General features: G+C 71.0%; 14 protein-coding genes. 7 read left to right on the top strand and 7 right to left on the bottom strand.

Translation table 11 applies throughout. The features are described from left to right. Positions 1-8 precede the first annotated feature (8 nt). The 4 genes from OG456_RS31660 (at position 9) to OG456_RS31675 (ending at position 3,978) form a co-directional block, all read left to right on the top strand. Positions 9-683, top strand: coding sequence for an urease accessory protein UreF (locus OG456_RS31660; protein WP_266566950.1), 675 nt, complete (start codon positions 9-11; stop codon positions 681-683). A 58-nt stretch (positions 684-741) separates the two neighbouring features. Continuing rightward, positions 742-1,419 (top strand): urease accessory protein UreG, encoded by a 678-nt coding sequence (gene ureG / locus OG456_RS31665; protein ID WP_266566952.1) that lies wholly within the window; start codon positions 742-744, stop codon positions 1,417-1,419. Next, positions 1,416-2,171, top strand: a complete 756-nt coding sequence (locus OG456_RS31670) for an urease accessory protein UreD (protein ID WP_266566954.1) — start codon at positions 1,416-1,418, stop codon at positions 2,169-2,171. Before ureG ends, OG456_RS31670 begins: the two co-directional genes overlap by 4 nt. 295 nt (positions 2,172-2,466) lie before the next feature. Then, positions 2,467-3,978, top strand: a complete 1,512-nt coding sequence (locus tag OG456_RS31675; RefSeq protein WP_266569498.1) for an alpha/beta hydrolase — start codon at positions 2,467-2,469, stop codon at positions 3,976-3,978. Between the two features lie 95 nt (positions 3,979-4,073). On the opposite strand, the gene OG456_RS31680 is transcribed toward OG456_RS31675, so the two are convergent. Next, positions 4,074-4,796, bottom strand: a complete 723-nt coding sequence (locus OG456_RS31680; protein ID WP_266566956.1) for a 1-acyl-sn-glycerol-3-phosphate acyltransferase — start codon at positions 4,794-4,796, stop codon at positions 4,074-4,076. 189 nt (positions 4,797-4,985) lie between these two features. On the opposite strand from OG456_RS31680, the gene OG456_RS31685 reads away from it, so the two are divergent. After that, positions 4,986-5,396, top strand: a complete 411-nt coding sequence (locus tag OG456_RS31685; RefSeq protein WP_266566958.1) for an SSI family serine proteinase inhibitor — start codon at positions 4,986-4,988, stop codon at positions 5,394-5,396. 38 nt (positions 5,397-5,434) lie between these two features. Here OG456_RS31685 and OG456_RS31690 read toward each other — a convergent pair whose 3' ends face one another. The 5 genes from OG456_RS31690 to OG456_RS31710 form a co-directional block, all read right to left on the bottom strand. Beyond that, positions 5,435-5,593 carry a hypothetical protein gene (locus OG456_RS31690; RefSeq protein WP_266566960.1) on the bottom strand — a complete coding sequence of 53 codons (159 nt, stop codon included), beginning with the start codon at positions 5,591-5,593 and terminating at the stop codon, positions 5,435-5,437. Between the two features lie 84 nt (positions 5,594-5,677). Continuing rightward, positions 5,678-6,628, bottom strand: coding sequence for a cytochrome c oxidase assembly protein (locus OG456_RS31695; protein WP_266566962.1), 951 nt, complete (start codon positions 6,626-6,628; stop codon positions 5,678-5,680). Positions 6,629-6,731: 103 nt separating this feature from the next. Then, positions 6,732-7,757 carry a 6-phosphofructokinase gene (locus OG456_RS31700; RefSeq protein ID WP_266566964.1) on the bottom strand — a complete coding sequence of 342 codons (1,026 nt, stop codon included), beginning with the start codon at positions 7,755-7,757 and terminating at the stop codon, positions 6,732-6,734. Between the two features lie 143 nt (positions 7,758-7,900). Beyond that, the gene (locus OG456_RS31705) at positions 7,901-8,629 is read right to left on the bottom strand and encodes a type 1 glutamine amidotransferase (protein ID WP_266566966.1); all 729 of its coding nucleotides are present in this window, start codon (positions 8,627-8,629) and stop codon (positions 7,901-7,903) included. Positions 8,630-8,652: 23 nt separating this feature from the next. After that, the gene (locus OG456_RS31710; protein WP_100597528.1) at positions 8,653-9,891 is read right to left on the bottom strand and encodes a Mur ligase family protein; all 1,239 of its coding nucleotides are present in this window, start codon (positions 9,889-9,891) and stop codon (positions 8,653-8,655) included. A 141-nt stretch (positions 9,892-10,032) separates the two neighbouring features. On the opposite strand from OG456_RS31710, the gene def reads away from it, so the two are divergent. Continuing rightward, complete coding sequence (gene def / locus OG456_RS31715; RefSeq protein ID WP_266566969.1) at positions 10,033-10,587, top strand: peptide deformylase; 555 nt, start codon at positions 10,033-10,035, stop codon at positions 10,585-10,587. 10 nt (positions 10,588-10,597) lie between these two features. On the opposite strand, the gene OG456_RS31720 is transcribed toward def, so the two are convergent. Further along, positions 10,598-11,254, bottom strand: a complete 657-nt coding sequence (locus OG456_RS31720; RefSeq protein WP_266566971.1) for a TetR family transcriptional regulator — start codon at positions 11,252-11,254, stop codon at positions 10,598-10,600. Positions 11,255-11,418: 164 nt separating this feature from the next. Here OG456_RS31720 and OG456_RS31725 point away from each other — a divergent pair, with 164 nt between their 5' ends. Beyond that, positions 11,419-12,648 carry an acyl-CoA dehydrogenase family protein gene (locus OG456_RS31725; RefSeq protein WP_266566973.1) on the top strand — a complete coding sequence of 410 codons (1,230 nt, stop codon included), beginning with the start codon at positions 11,419-11,421 and terminating at the stop codon, positions 12,646-12,648. Positions 12,649-12,707: the final 59 nt, after the last annotated feature.

Raw genomic sequence — 12,707 nt, forward strand, 5'->3', positions numbered from 1 at the left:
GAAGAGTCATGACACGAGCCGCACTACTCGTCCTGGCCGACGGCCGCTTCCCCGCCGGTGGGCATGCCCACTCCGGCGGGGCGGAGGCCGCCGTCAAGGCGGGACGCATCACCGGCGCGGCGAGCCTGGAGGAATTCTGCCGGGGCCGTCTGCACACCACGGGGCTGGTGTCGGCGTCCCTGGCGGCCGCCGCCGCGCTCGGCCTCGACCCGGTCAGCCTGGACGAGGCCGCTGACGCCCGTACGCCTTCGCCCGCCCTGCGCACCGCTGCGCGCAGGCTCGGCAGACAGCTCATGCGCGCCGCGCGCGCGGCCTGGCCGCACCCCGAACTCGACGCGCTCGCCCAGCGGTTCCCCAAGGGGTCGCACCAGCCGGTGGTCCTCGGCCTCACCGCGCGGGCCGCGGGCCTCGGCCCCGCCGACGCCGCCTACTGCTCCGCGTACGAGAGCGTCAGTGGGCCGGCCACCGCGACGGTCAGGCTGCTCAGCCTCGATCCGTTCGACGCGACGGCGGGGCTCGCGCGCCTCGCGGACGACATCGACCGCGTCGCGACGGCGGCCGCCGAGGCGGCGGCACGCGCCGTCACCGAAGGGGTGGATTCACTGCCCGCGGCGTCCGCGCCGCTGCTGGAGGTGGGGGCCGAGGCCCACGCGGCCTGGGCTGTACGCCTGTTCGCGTCGTAGGACGCGACCTGGCGCCCCTGGCGTCCCGTCCTCCACACAGAACGATTGGAGTAACACCATGCACCTCGACCACTCGCACGACGGCCCCGCCGCGGTCAGCGCCGACGCCCGCCGTCCCGACGGCACCCGCCGCTCCCTCCGTATCGGCCTCGGCGGCCCCGTCGGCTCCGGGAAGACGGCCACTGTCGCCGCGCTCTGCCGCGCGCTGCGCGACGAGCTGTCCCTCGCCGTCGTGACGAACGACATCTACACGCGTGAGGACGCCGAGTTCCTGCTCCGCGAGGCCGTGCTGCCGCCCGAGCGCATCACCGCCGTGGAGACCGGCGCCTGCCCGCACACCGCCATCCGCGACGACATCTCCGCCAACCTGGAGGCCGTGGAGGACCTGGAGGACGAGGTCGGGCCGCTCGACCTGATCCTCGTCGAGTCCGGCGGCGACAACCTCACCGCCACGTTCTCGCGCGGCCTCGTCGACGCGCAGGTCTTCGTCATCGACGTCGCCGGCGGCGACGACATCCCGCGCAAGGGCGGCCCCGGCGTCACCACCGCCGACCTGCTCGTCATCAACAAGACGGACCTCGCCCCGTACGTCGGCTCCGACCTCGCCCGGATGTCCGCCGACGCCAAGGCCCAGCGCGCCGAACTCCCCGTCGTCCTCCAGTCCCTGCGCTCCGCCGACGGTGTGCGTGAGGTCGCCGACTGGGTGCGCGGACAGCTCACCGCGTGGACGGCATGACAGCAGGCGTACGCTCCACGGCCCGCATCACGGCGAGCGACGACGGCCGGGGCGGCACCTGTCTGCCCGTCCTCGACGGAGAGGGCTCCCTGGCCCTGCGCCGCATTCGCTCGACCGGTCCCGACGCGCGCGTCATGCTCGTCGGTGCGATGAGCGGGCCGCTCGGCGGCGACCACATGAGTGTCGAGGCGCATGCGACGGCCGGTGCCCGCCTGCGCATCGGGTCCGTCGCGGCGACGATCGCCCTGCCCGGCCAGGCCAAGGGCGAGGCGCGCTACGACGTCCGTCTCACGGTCGACGACGGGGCCGAACTGCACTGGCTGCCCGAGCAGTTGATCTCCGCGTGCGAGAGCGACCTGCGCGTCACCACGCGGGTCGAACTCGCCCCGGGAGCCCGGCTCGTACTGCGTGAGGAGCAGGTGCTCGGCCGCACCGCAGAGGAGCCCGGCCGGCTCACCAGCCGGCTCACCGTCCACCGGGCGGGCCGGCCGCTGCTCGATCAGGAGCTGGCCTGCGGTCCCGGCGCACCCGGTGGCTGGGACGGCCCCGCCGTGCTCGGGGGACACCGGGCGCTCGGTCAACTCGTGGTCGTGAAGCCCGAGTTCGAGAAGGACAGGCCGCCTCCCGCGCTGCTCGGCGAGAACGCCGCGCTGACGCCGCTCGCCGGGCCGGCGGTCCTGGTCACGGCTCTCGCGTCCGACGCGCTGCGGCTGCGCGGAACACTCGACGACGCCCTGCGTCGCCTGGCCTGAGCGACGGCCCAAGGGAGCCCGGCCGGTCCGAACCAAACGACCGTACGGGCCCATTCCGCTCACCGGGACGAGTTATACCGTTTATCGGATTGGTAAAGAACGTCAACTGTCCCTGTTGTCAGGGACGGTGTAGGCGCGAGGATCCCCGTACTGATCGAGAACCCGATCGAAGTAACGATCGAATCGATGTACGGAGGCCCAGTTGAGACGGACTCGACTTACCAGTCGAAGCAGCCGGACGGCGGTGATCGGCTCCGCCGGAACCCTGGTGGCGGCGACCCTGATTGCCGGAGCGATGGCGGCGCCGGTGGCGAGCGCGGACTCCCGGACCGGCCAGGACCGTGAGGCCCGCGGTGCGGCCGTCGCGGCGGCCCGTGCTGCCAAGGCCGGCATCGACTGGAAGGACTGCCCCGCCGACTGGGGCATAGCCAAGCCCATCCAGTGCGGCTGGGTGACGGTGCCGCTCGACTACGCGAAGCCGTACGGCAAGCAGGTCAAGCTGGCCGTCGACCGCATAGGCTCCACCGGCACCAAGGACGAGCGCCAGGGCGCCCTCGTCTACAACCCGGGCGGCCCCGGCGGCTCCGGCATGCGCTTCCCGGCACGCGTGACCACCAAGAACCCGCTGTGGACGAAGACTTCGAAGGCATACGACTTCGTGGGCTTCGACCCCCGCGGCGTCGGCCACTCCGCGCCGATCTCCTGCATCGACCCGCAGGAGTTCGTGAAGGCCCCCAAGGCCGACCCGGTCCCCGACTCCGAGGCCGACAAGCTCGCCCAGCGCAAGCTCGCCAAGGAGTACGCGGACGGCTGCGCCGAGCGCAGCGGCGACATGCTGCCGCAGATGACCACGCCGAACACCGCGCGCGACCTCGACGTCATCCGCGCCGCCCTCGGCGAGAAGAAGCTCAACTACCTGGGCGTCTCCTACGGCACCTACCTGGGCGCCGTCTACGGCACGCTCTTCCCGGGCCACGTCCGCCGCATGGTCGTCGACAGCGTCGTCGACCCGTCGCGCGACAACATCTGGTACGAGGCCAACCTCGGCCAGGACGTCGCCTTCCAGGGCCGCTGGAACGACTGGACGTCGTGGGTGGCGAAGAACGACGCCTCCTTCCACCTCGGTGACACGCAGGCCAAGGTCGAGGCCCAGTGGCTGAAGCTGCGCGCCGCCGCCAAGAAGAACCCCATCGGCGGCGTCGTCGGCCCCGCCGAGCTGATCGCCTTCTTCCAGAGCGCCCCGTACTACGACTCGTCGTGGGTGCCGGTCGCTCAGGTGTGGAGCAAGTACGTCGCGGGCGACACCCAGGCGCTCGTCGATGCCGCGGCCCCCGACATGTCCGACACCGCGGGCAACGCCTCGTCGGAGAACGGCAACGCCGTCTACACCGCCGTCGAGTGCGCCGACGCCAAGTGGCCCACCAGCTGGAACAAGTGGGACCGCGACAACACGCGTCTGAACAAGGACTATCCGTTCATGACGTGGGCGAACGCGTGGATGAACCTGCCGTGTGCCACCTGGCCCACCAAGCAGCAGACTCCCGTGAACGTGAAGACCGGCAAGGGCCTGCCCGCCGTCCTGATCGTCCAGTCGACGCGTGACGCGGCCACCCCCTACAAGGGCGCCGTCGAGCTGCACCAGCGCTTCAAGGGCTCGCGCCTGATCACCGAGAAGGACGCGGGCTCCCACGGTGTCACCGGCCTGACCAACCCGTGCATCAACGACCGGGTCGACACCTACCTGCTCACCGGCAAGACGGACAGCAAGGACGTGACCTGCACCCCGCACGCCACGCCCAAGCCGTAACCACCGTCCCGCGGTGAACCTGCGACGGCCCGGCCTCCCCCAGAGGCCGGGCCGTCCGCATGCCGTCGCCGCCGGGCGCCCGAACCGCCCCGGGCTCAGCTCAGAGGCATCCGCGGGAACTTCCGTGCCTTCTCCTTGGCCGCTTCGGCCTCGGCCTTGACGTCGGCCGCGTACTTGTCGACGTACTCCTGGCCGGACAGGCCGAGGATCGCGTAGATGATCTCGTCCGTGACCGCGCGGAGGATCGCCTTCTCGCCGTCCATGCCCGCATAGCGCGAGAAGTCCAGGGGCTCGCCGAAGCGGATCGTCACACGGTGGAGGTTCGGGATGACCTGGCCGGGCGGCTGCGCCTCGAAGGTGCCGATCATCGCGCAGGGGATCACCGGGACCTGCCCCTTGAGGGCCATCGCGGCCACGCCGACCTTGCCCTTGTAGAGCCGCCCGTCGTGCGAGCGCGTGCCCTCCGGGTAGATCCCGAGCAGCTCGCCCTTGCTCAGCACGCCGAGGCCCTCGCGGATCGCCGCCCGGCCCGCCTCCTTGCCGGAGCGGTCCACGGGAATCTGCCCGGCGCTGCGGAAGAACGCGGCCGTCAGCCGGCCCTTGATGCCGGGCCCCGTGAAGTACTCCGCCTTCGCCAGGAACGTGATGCGCCGCTTCAGAATGGCCGGCATCAGGAAGTGGTCCGAGAACGACAGGTGATTGCCCGCGACGATCGCCGCGCCCGACTCCGGCACGTGTTCGAGCCCCTCGATCCGGGGCCGGAACACCAGCCGCAGCAGTGGGCCCAGAATCACGTACTTGAGCAGTCGGTAGAACATGCTGGCCGCCTTTTCCCGTGGATCCAGATGCGTGCGCACAGTAACCAATCGGGGGCCCGCGCGCGAGAGCCCGTTCGGACCTCGCCGGACCTCCGGCCGGGGGATCGCACGGCGCGTCCGCTTGGCGGCTGCACCGTGCAGGGAGTGCCCTGGCCTCCCTTCGTCCCGCACCCTCACCGGAGGTCCCGCATGCGCCCGCCCGTTCTCGTCGCCGCGACCCTCACGGCCCTCGCCGCAGCCGTCACCGCGCTCGCCGCGGCCGGCCCCGCCCGCGCCACCGCCACCGACCCGCCCGCGCCCCAGGGGGTCTTCCTCACCGTCTCCGGGGACCAGGGCGCGTGGATGCGCGGTGAGCTCCTGCGCTGCGAGCCGGAGGCGTGGGGACACCACCCGCACGCGTCCGAGGCGTGCGGCGCACTCGACAGGGCGCACGGAAATCTGGACGCGCTCGTCGCGGATCTGGAGATGTGCACCCAGGTCTACGCCCCGGTCACCGTGAGTGCGAGCGGCACATACCGCGGCAAGCAGATCACCTGGCAGAAGACGTTCGCCAACGCGTGCACGATGGAAGCGTCGACCGGATACGTCTTCCGCTTCTGACGCCGGGGACCCGCTCTCGCGCGGCACCGCGCCAGGCGTCAGGTGCTGCGCGACGCGGCCATCGCGAGGGTGAGCAGACCGAGAACGACCCAGCCGAACCACAGCCAGCCATTGCTCCCGAGTGCCACCGTGTAGGCCGTCACCGCGACGAGGGCGCCGACGGTGAGCACCCCCATCGTCTTCATCGATCCGGGCATCGCCCGCCTCCTCCCGGCAACCCGGACGGTGCAGCGCCCGGACCACGGCTGAACACCATGGTCACCCCTCAGGGGTGCCGGGCGCTACTGCCCGCGTGTGTTCAGTGAGGCGAGGTACGCGTTGTACGCGGCCAGCTCCTGGTCGCCGTCACGGTCAGCGGCCCGGTCCTTGCGGCGTGCCTGCCGGTCCTCGGACTTCTTCCACTGGAACAGCAGCGCGAGCAGCACGAGCACCGAGGGCACCTCGCTGAACGCCCAGGCGATGCCGCCCGCCGCCGTCTGGTCCGCCAGCGCGTCGATCCCGAGCGAGGCCGGCGGGTGCTCGTACGTGCCGATCATCGGCCCGGACGCCATCATCAGCGCGATGCCGAAGAACGCGTGAAAGGGCATGCCCGCGAAGAGCTCCAGCATCCGCATCACGTAACCGGGGCGGTGCGGGCCCGGGTCCACGCCCATGATCGGCCAGAAGAAGACCAGGCCGACGGCGAGGAAGTGCACCATCATGCCGAGGTGTCCGACCTTCGAACCCATCAGGGTGTCGAAGATCGGCGTGAAGTAGAGCGCGTACAGGCTCGCGATGAACAGCGGGATCGTGAACGCGGGATGCGTGATGATCCGCATGTACCGGCTGTGCAGGAACATCAGGAGCAGCTCGCGCGGCCCCTTGGTGCCACGCCGAGCCACCGGCATCGCCCGCAGCGCGAGCGTGATCGGCGCGCCCATCAGGAGCAGGATCGGCGACAGCATGCTGATCACCATGTGCTGCACCATGTGCACGGAGAACATGACCATGCCGTAGTCGTTCAGCTTGGTGCACATCACCAGCATCACGGTCAGCACACCGACGACGAACGACAGCGTGCGGCCCACCTGCCAGCTGTCACCGCGCCGTGCGAGCCGCACGACACCCCAGCCGTACAGGCCGAGCGCCACCAGGCACCCGATCAGGAAGAAGGGGTCCGCCGACCATTCGAGGCCTCGCCCCAGCGTGAACGGCGGCAGATCCATGTTCATGCCGTGCCCGCTGTGATCCATCCGCCGGCTCCTGATTGGTACTGGTTGTGGGCTGTCTGTCCGCACCAGAGTAGAACTGCCCCCGGTCGCGGCTGCGACCGGGGGCAGACTCTTCAAGCACGGACTACAGAACGCACTCCGCCTCGGCGTACCGCTCCTGCGGGACCGTCTTGAGCGTCTCCACGGCCTCGGCGAGCGACACCATCACGATGTCCGTGCCGCGCAGCGCCGTCATCATGCCGAACTCGCCGCGGTGCACGGCCTCGACGGCGTGCCAGCCGAAGCGCGTGGCGAGCACCCGGTCGTACGCGGTGGGGGTGCCGCCGCGCTGGACGTGACCGAGGATCACCGGGCGGGCCTCCTTGCCGAGGCGCTGCTCCAGCTCACCGGAGAGCCGCGTGGCGATGCCCGCGAAGCGCTCGTGGCCGTACATGTCCTTGGCGCCCTCGTCGAACTCCATGGAACCGGGGGCGGGCTTGGCGCCCTCGGCGGCCACGACGATGGCGAACTTCTTGCCCGCGGAGAACCGCTCGCCGACCTTCGCGGCCAGCTCCTCGATGTCGAAGGGGCGCTCCGGCACGACGATGGCGTGGGCGCCCGCGGCCATGCCCGAGTGCAGCGCGATCCAGCCGGTGTGACGGCCCATGACCTCGACGATCAGGACGCGCTGGTGGGACTCGGCGGTCGTCTTGAGGCGGTCGAGTGCCTCGGTCGCGACGCCGACGGCCGTGTCGAAGCCGAAGGTGACGTCCGTGACGGCGATGTCATTGTCGATCGTCTTCGGTACACCGACGATCGGCAGGCCGCTGTCGGACAGCAGGCGGGCCGCCTTCAGCGTGCCCTCTCCGCCGATCGGGATGATCGCGTCAAGACCCAGATCCGCGACATGGCCCCTGGCCCGCTCCACGCCGTCGCGCAGATGCGCGGGCTGGACCCGCGACGAGCCGAGGATCGTGCCACCGCGGGCGAGGATGCCGCCCACCGCGTCCAGGTCGAGCTTGCGGTAGTCGCACTCCAGCAGGCCCTTCCAGCCGTCGTGGAAGCCGATGACCTCGTCGCCGTGGTCGGCGACGGCACGGTGCACGACCGAACGAATCACGGCGTTCAGGCCGGGGCAGTCTCCGCCGGAGGTGAGGACACCAATACGCATAGCCCGAAAACCTTTGCAACGTGGGCCGATGACCGGACCACGTCGTCCGGGCTGGATCCCCGCCACCCTACCGGCGGGAGGGGGCGGGGCCGCACCGGGCGTCCGCCTGCTGGACTGACCCGCTCACTTGTGCGGGAGCGTGATCAGGCGGGCTGCTGTGCCGCCGTGATCCGCTCGTTGCGCAGCGCCTCGTACCAGCGGTCGTCGACCGGCGGCAGCGCGTTGACATCGAGGGCCAGCTTCAGGAGCAGGTCCGCGATCAGCGGGTTGCGGGCGAGGACGGGGCCGTGCATGTACGTGCCGAACACGGTGTCGTTGAACGCGCCCTCCGTGCCGTCACCCGTGCCGTTGCCCCTGCCGATCTGTACGCGGGCGAAGGGCCGCGCCGACGGGCCGAGGTGCGTGATGCCCTGGTGGTTCTCGAAGCCCGTCAGCGGGGGGAGCCCCAACTGCGGGTCGATGTCGCCCAGTACGTCGCCGACGCACCGCTCGCCCTCACCACGGGTGGACACCACGTCGAGCAGGCCGAGGCCCTGCTCGCGCTCGCCCAGGTCGTTGATGAACTCGTGGCCGAGGATCTGGTAACCGGCGCAGACCGAGAAGACGATCGCGCCGTTGGCCACGGCCCGCTGGAGACCGCCGTCGCGGCGCAGCCGCTCCGCGGCGAGACGCTGCGGCCGGTCCTCACCGCCGCCGATCAGATAGATGTCGCCGGAGGTGGGTACCGGCTGGTCGCTGCGTACGTCGATCCGGTGCACGTCGAGGCGGCGCTGGCGGGCGCGGCGCTCCACGACGAGGGCGTTGCCCTGGTCGCCGTACGTGCTCAGGAGGTCGGGGTAGACCCAGACCAGACGAAGGCCGTTGTCGCTCATGCTCATGAATCCTCTGCGGGGTCTCAGTTGCCGACGCGGCGGCGGACGTCCTGGAACGCGGTGTAGTTGGCGATCAGCTCGATCCGCCCGGGCGGGGCGGACTGCACCGCCTCGTCGACGCTCTCGCAGACCCGGAAGTCCAGACCGGCGACCTCGAGCCGCACGGCGAGGTCGAGCCTGCGGTCGCCGATCACGAAGATCGGGTGACCGGCCAGACGCGTGTAGTCGACGTCCCACAGCCAGGAGGTGTCGGTGCCGTCGGCGCCGCGCGCGTTGACCGAAAGGATCACCGGGGTGGGCGGCGGGTCGATCAGGGAAAACGTTTCGAGCCAGCCCGCCGGGTTCTTCGCGAGCAGCAGACGCAGGTCACGGCCGAGGAACTGCACGACGTCGTAGCGCCCCGCGACCGCCTGCACCTGGTACATGCGCTCGAGGGCCACCTGGGGCGGCACGCCGAAGCACGCGGCGACGGCGGCCGACGAGGTCGCGTTCGCCTTGTTGGCGCGGCCGGGGAGCTGGAGGTGGATCGGCCAGGCCGAACCGTGCGGGTCGAGGACGTAGTCGCCCTGGAGTGCCCAGCTGGGCGTCGGACGGCGGAAGCCGCACTCGCCGCAGTACCAGTCGTCGCCGGGGCGCTGCATCACGCCGCCGCACGACGGGCAGGACCACGCGTCGTCCTTCCACTCCTGACCGGCGGCGACCCACACCACGTTCGGCGAGGAGGACGCGGCCCAGACGACCAGCGGGTCGTCCGCGTTCGCGATCACGATCGCCTTGGAACCGGCAAGGCCCTCGCGCCACTTCTCGGCGAGCATGCGGGTCTCGGCGGCACGGTCGAGCTGGTCGCGCGAGAGGTTGAGCAGAGCGATCGCCTTGGGAGCGGTGTCGCGGGCGACGCCCGCGAGGTACTTCTCGTCGACCTCGATCACGCCGAACTTCGCGTCCGAGCCGCCGGCGAGCGCCGACGTGATGCCCGCGGGCATGTTCGCGCCGAGCGCGTTCGACACGACGGGGCCGGCGGCGCGCAGGGCCTCCGCGATCAGCCGCGTGGTGGTGGTCTTGCCGTTCGTCGCCGAGACGAGCACCACGTCCAGATGCTGCGCAAGCCGCCCGAGCAGCTCGGGGTCGAGCCTGAGCGCGACCTTGCCGCCGATCACCGATCCGCTGCCGCGGCCCGCCGCGCGGGACACCGCCGCGGCCGCCTTGCCCGCCGTGACGGCCAGCTTGGCCCGCGGAGTCAGCGGCTCCGAGTTGCCTGACATCGTTCTGGATCCTCCTTGCGTACGGCGCCGCGCCTGCCCCCGGCATCGCTTGGTGGAGTCAGCCTATCGAGATCCACCTTTGAGCCCGAACCGCGGCACCACCCCGGATCCGGGGCTCGCCTTGACCGTACCCTTACGGCCATGCGACACGGCTCGATCCCGGGCGCCTCCGGGCGCATACGACCCCTGACCCTGCTCGGTGATCCCGTGCTGCACACGCCCTGCGAGGAGGTGACAGATTTCGGGCCCTCGCTCGGCCGTCTTGTGGAGGACCTGTTCGCGACGATGTACGCCGCCCGGGGCGTGGGCCTCGCGGCGAACCAGATCGGTGAGTCCGCGCGGGTGTTCGTGTACGACTGCCCCGACGACGAGGACGTCCGCCACCTCGGGCACATCGTGAACCCGCGCCTCGTCGAGGCGGACGGCGTGGTCGTGCGCGGCCCGGAGGGCTGTCTCTCGCTGCCGGGCCTGGAGGCGGGTACGCCCCGCTTCGACCATGTCCTCGTCGAGGGCGTGGACCTGCGGGGAGAGCCCCTGGTCGTGCATGGCACGGGTTGGTTCGCCCGCTGCCTCCAGCACGAGTGCGACCACTTGGAGGGGCGGGTCTACACGGACCACGTCACGGGGTGGCGCCGCCGCAGGGTGCTGCGCCAGGCGGCGCGGGCCTCCTGGGCGACCGGCACGGCGGCGTCCTAGAGCCTCCCGGCTAGAACCCCGGCCCGCCCACCTTGTCGCCCGCCGCCGCGAGCCTGCCCCACAGCAGGTCGGCGAGGCTGCGCACCAACTCGCTCCGCGAGCAGGGCCTTTCGCCGAGCCACCAGTCGCCCGCGGCGTGCATCATGCCGACGATTCCGTGGCCCCAGACCCGTGCGAGCTGCTGGCTTCCGGGGCCGAGGTCGACGCGCTCCTCGATGACCTCGGCGAGCTCCTCGCCCATGCGGCGCAGCAGGGGAGCGGAGTGCTTGCCCACGTAGAAGCCCTGCTCGCCCGGCGCCGCGCTCTCGGACACGCTCTCCGAGGGGTGCATGAGGAAGCGGTACACCTGGGGGCGCGCCTCGATCGCCGCGAGATAGGTGTCGAGCGTCGACTCGACCCGCTCCCGGCGCTCGGCCGGGGCGTCGAGCGCGGCCCGCAGCGACGCGAGGAGCGCGTCGGTGTGGCGCTTGGCGAGCGCGGCGTAGAGGCCGCCCTTGTCGCCGAAGTGCCGGTAGAGGATCGGCTTGGTGATGCCCGCCTCGGCCGCGATGGCGTTCATGGACGCACCGGGCCCGTCGCGGAGCACCACGCGGTCCGCGGCCTCCAGCAGCTCACGCCGCCGGCGCTCGGCAGACGTCTGCTGTTCCGTCCGCTGTGTGGTCTCCATGAGGTTTCTCCCCGCCCGTGCGATGGCCTGACGCACGGGAAACGTAACACTCGACGCGCTGGGGGCATCGAACGGGCTGCCGGGAGTTGACAGGGGCTACTGGCGAGTAACAGACTGCCGTTACCGCAAGTAACGTGTGAAGTGTACGCAGTGCTGGAGGGGTCATGGCCGAGTTCACGATGGATCTGAACGACGAGCAGAAGGAAGTCAGGGACTGGCTCCACGGGTTCGCCGCCGATGTGATCCGTCCCGCGGCCGCCGAGTGGGACGAGCGCGAAGAGACGCCGTGGCCGGTCATCCAGGAAGCCGCCAAGATCGGAATCTACTCCCTGGACTTCTACGCGCAGCAGTTCTTCGACCCGACGGGTCTCGGCATCCCGATGGCCATGGAGGAGCTGTTCTGGGGTGACGCGGGCATAGCCCTGTCGATCGTCGGGACCGGGCTCGCCGCGGTCGGCGTCCTCGCCAACGGCACCGAGGAGCAGATCGGCACCTGGATCCCCCAGATGTACGGCGACGCCAACGATGTCAAGGTCGCCGCCTTCTGCTCGTCCGAGCCGGACGCCGGATCCGACGTCGCCTCCATGCGCACCCGCGCCGTCTACGACGCGGCCAAGGACGAGTGGGTGCTCAACGGCACCAAGACCTGGGCGACCAACGGCGGCATCGCCAACGTCCACGTCGTCGTCGCCGTCGTCGACCCCGAGCTCGGCTCCAAGGGCCACGCCTCCTTCATCGTCCCGCCGAACACGCCGGGTCTGTCGCAGGGCCAGAAGTTCAAGAAGCACGGCATCCGTGCCTCGCACACCGCCGAGGTCGTCCTCGAGGACGTACGCGTCCCCGGCTCCTGTCTGCTCGGCGGCAAGGACAAGCTCGACGAGCGCATGGCACGCGCCCGTGAGCGCGCCAAGGCCGGCGGCGGCGAGCGCGTGAAGAACGCCGCCATGGCCACGTTCGAGGCGTCCCGCCCGGCCGTCGGCGCGATGGCGGTGGGCACGGCCCGCGCCGCCTACGAGGAGGCCCTGGAGTACGCCAGGACGCGTACGCAGTTCGGCCGCCCGATCCTCGACAACCAGGGCGTCGCCTTCCAGCTCGCCGACATGCGCACGCAGATCGACGCGGCGCGGCTCCTGGTGTGGCGTGCCTCCTGGATGGCGGCCACGGGCAAGAAGTTCGAGTCGGCCGAGGGCTCCATGTCGAAGCTCTTCGCGAGCGAGACCGCCAAGAAGGTCACCGGCCAGGCCATCCAGATCCTCGGCGGCAACGGCTTCACCCGTGAGTACCCCGTCGAGCGCATGCACCGCGACGCCGCGATCTACACGATCTTCGAGGGCACCAGCGAGATCCAGCGCCTGGTGATCGCCCGCACCCTCTCGGGTCTGCCGATCCGCTAGCCGAATCGGCCGGTGCCCTTCGCGCGGCGGAGGGCACCGGCTTCAGCGGTCGTGCCGCG

Source organism: Streptomyces sp. NBC_01446, from assembly GCF_026340095.1.
Taxonomy (GTDB): Bacteria; Actinomycetota; Actinomycetes; order Streptomycetales; family Streptomycetaceae; genus Streptomyces; species Streptomyces aureus.

Bases quoted from the DNA above. Each gene is read 5' to 3' on its own strand.
- OG456_RS31680 (WP_266566956.1), bottom strand. From the start codon at position 4,796: ATGTTCTACCGACTGCTCAAGTACGTGATTCTGGGCCCACTGCTGCGG.
- OG456_RS31700 (WP_266566964.1), bottom strand. From the start codon at position 7,757: ATGCGTATTGGTGTCCTCACCTCCGGCGGAGACTGCCCCGGCCTGAAC.
- OG456_RS31660 (WP_266566950.1), top strand. From the start codon at position 9: ATGACACGAGCCGCACTACTCGTCCTGGCCGACGGCCGCTTCCCCGCC.
- ureG (WP_266566952.1), top strand. From the start codon at position 742: ATGCACCTCGACCACTCGCACGACGGCCCCGCCGCGGTCAGCGCCGAC.
- OG456_RS31685 (WP_266566958.1), top strand. From the start codon at position 4,986: ATGCGCCCGCCCGTTCTCGTCGCCGCGACCCTCACGGCCCTCGCCGCA.
- OG456_RS31710 (WP_100597528.1), bottom strand. From the start codon at position 9,891: ATGTCAGGCAACTCGGAGCCGCTGACTCCGCGGGCCAAGCTGGCCGTC.
- OG456_RS31705 (WP_266566966.1), bottom strand. From the start codon at position 8,629: ATGAGCGACAACGGCCTTCGTCTGGTCTGGGTCTACCCCGACCTCCTG.
- OG456_RS31720 (WP_266566971.1), bottom strand. From the start codon at position 11,254: ATGGAGACCACACAGCGGACGGAACAGCAGACGTCTGCCGAGCGCCGG.
- OG456_RS31670 (WP_266566954.1), top strand. From the start codon at position 1,416: ATGACAGCAGGCGTACGCTCCACGGCCCGCATCACGGCGAGCGACGAC.
- OG456_RS31725 (WP_266566973.1), top strand. From the start codon at position 11,419: ATGGCCGAGTTCACGATGGATCTGAACGACGAGCAGAAGGAAGTCAGG.
- OG456_RS31690 (WP_266566960.1), bottom strand. From the start codon at position 5,593: ATGCCCGGATCGATGAAGACGATGGGGGTGCTCACCGTCGGCGCCCTC.
- OG456_RS31695 (WP_266566962.1), bottom strand. From the start codon at position 6,628: ATGGATCACAGCGGGCACGGCATGAACATGGATCTGCCGCCGTTCACG.
- def (WP_266566969.1), top strand. From the start codon at position 10,033: ATGCGACACGGCTCGATCCCGGGCGCCTCCGGGCGCATACGACCCCTG.
- OG456_RS31675 (WP_266569498.1), top strand. From the start codon at position 2,467: ATGGCGGCGCCGGTGGCGAGCGCGGACTCCCGGACCGGCCAGGACCGT.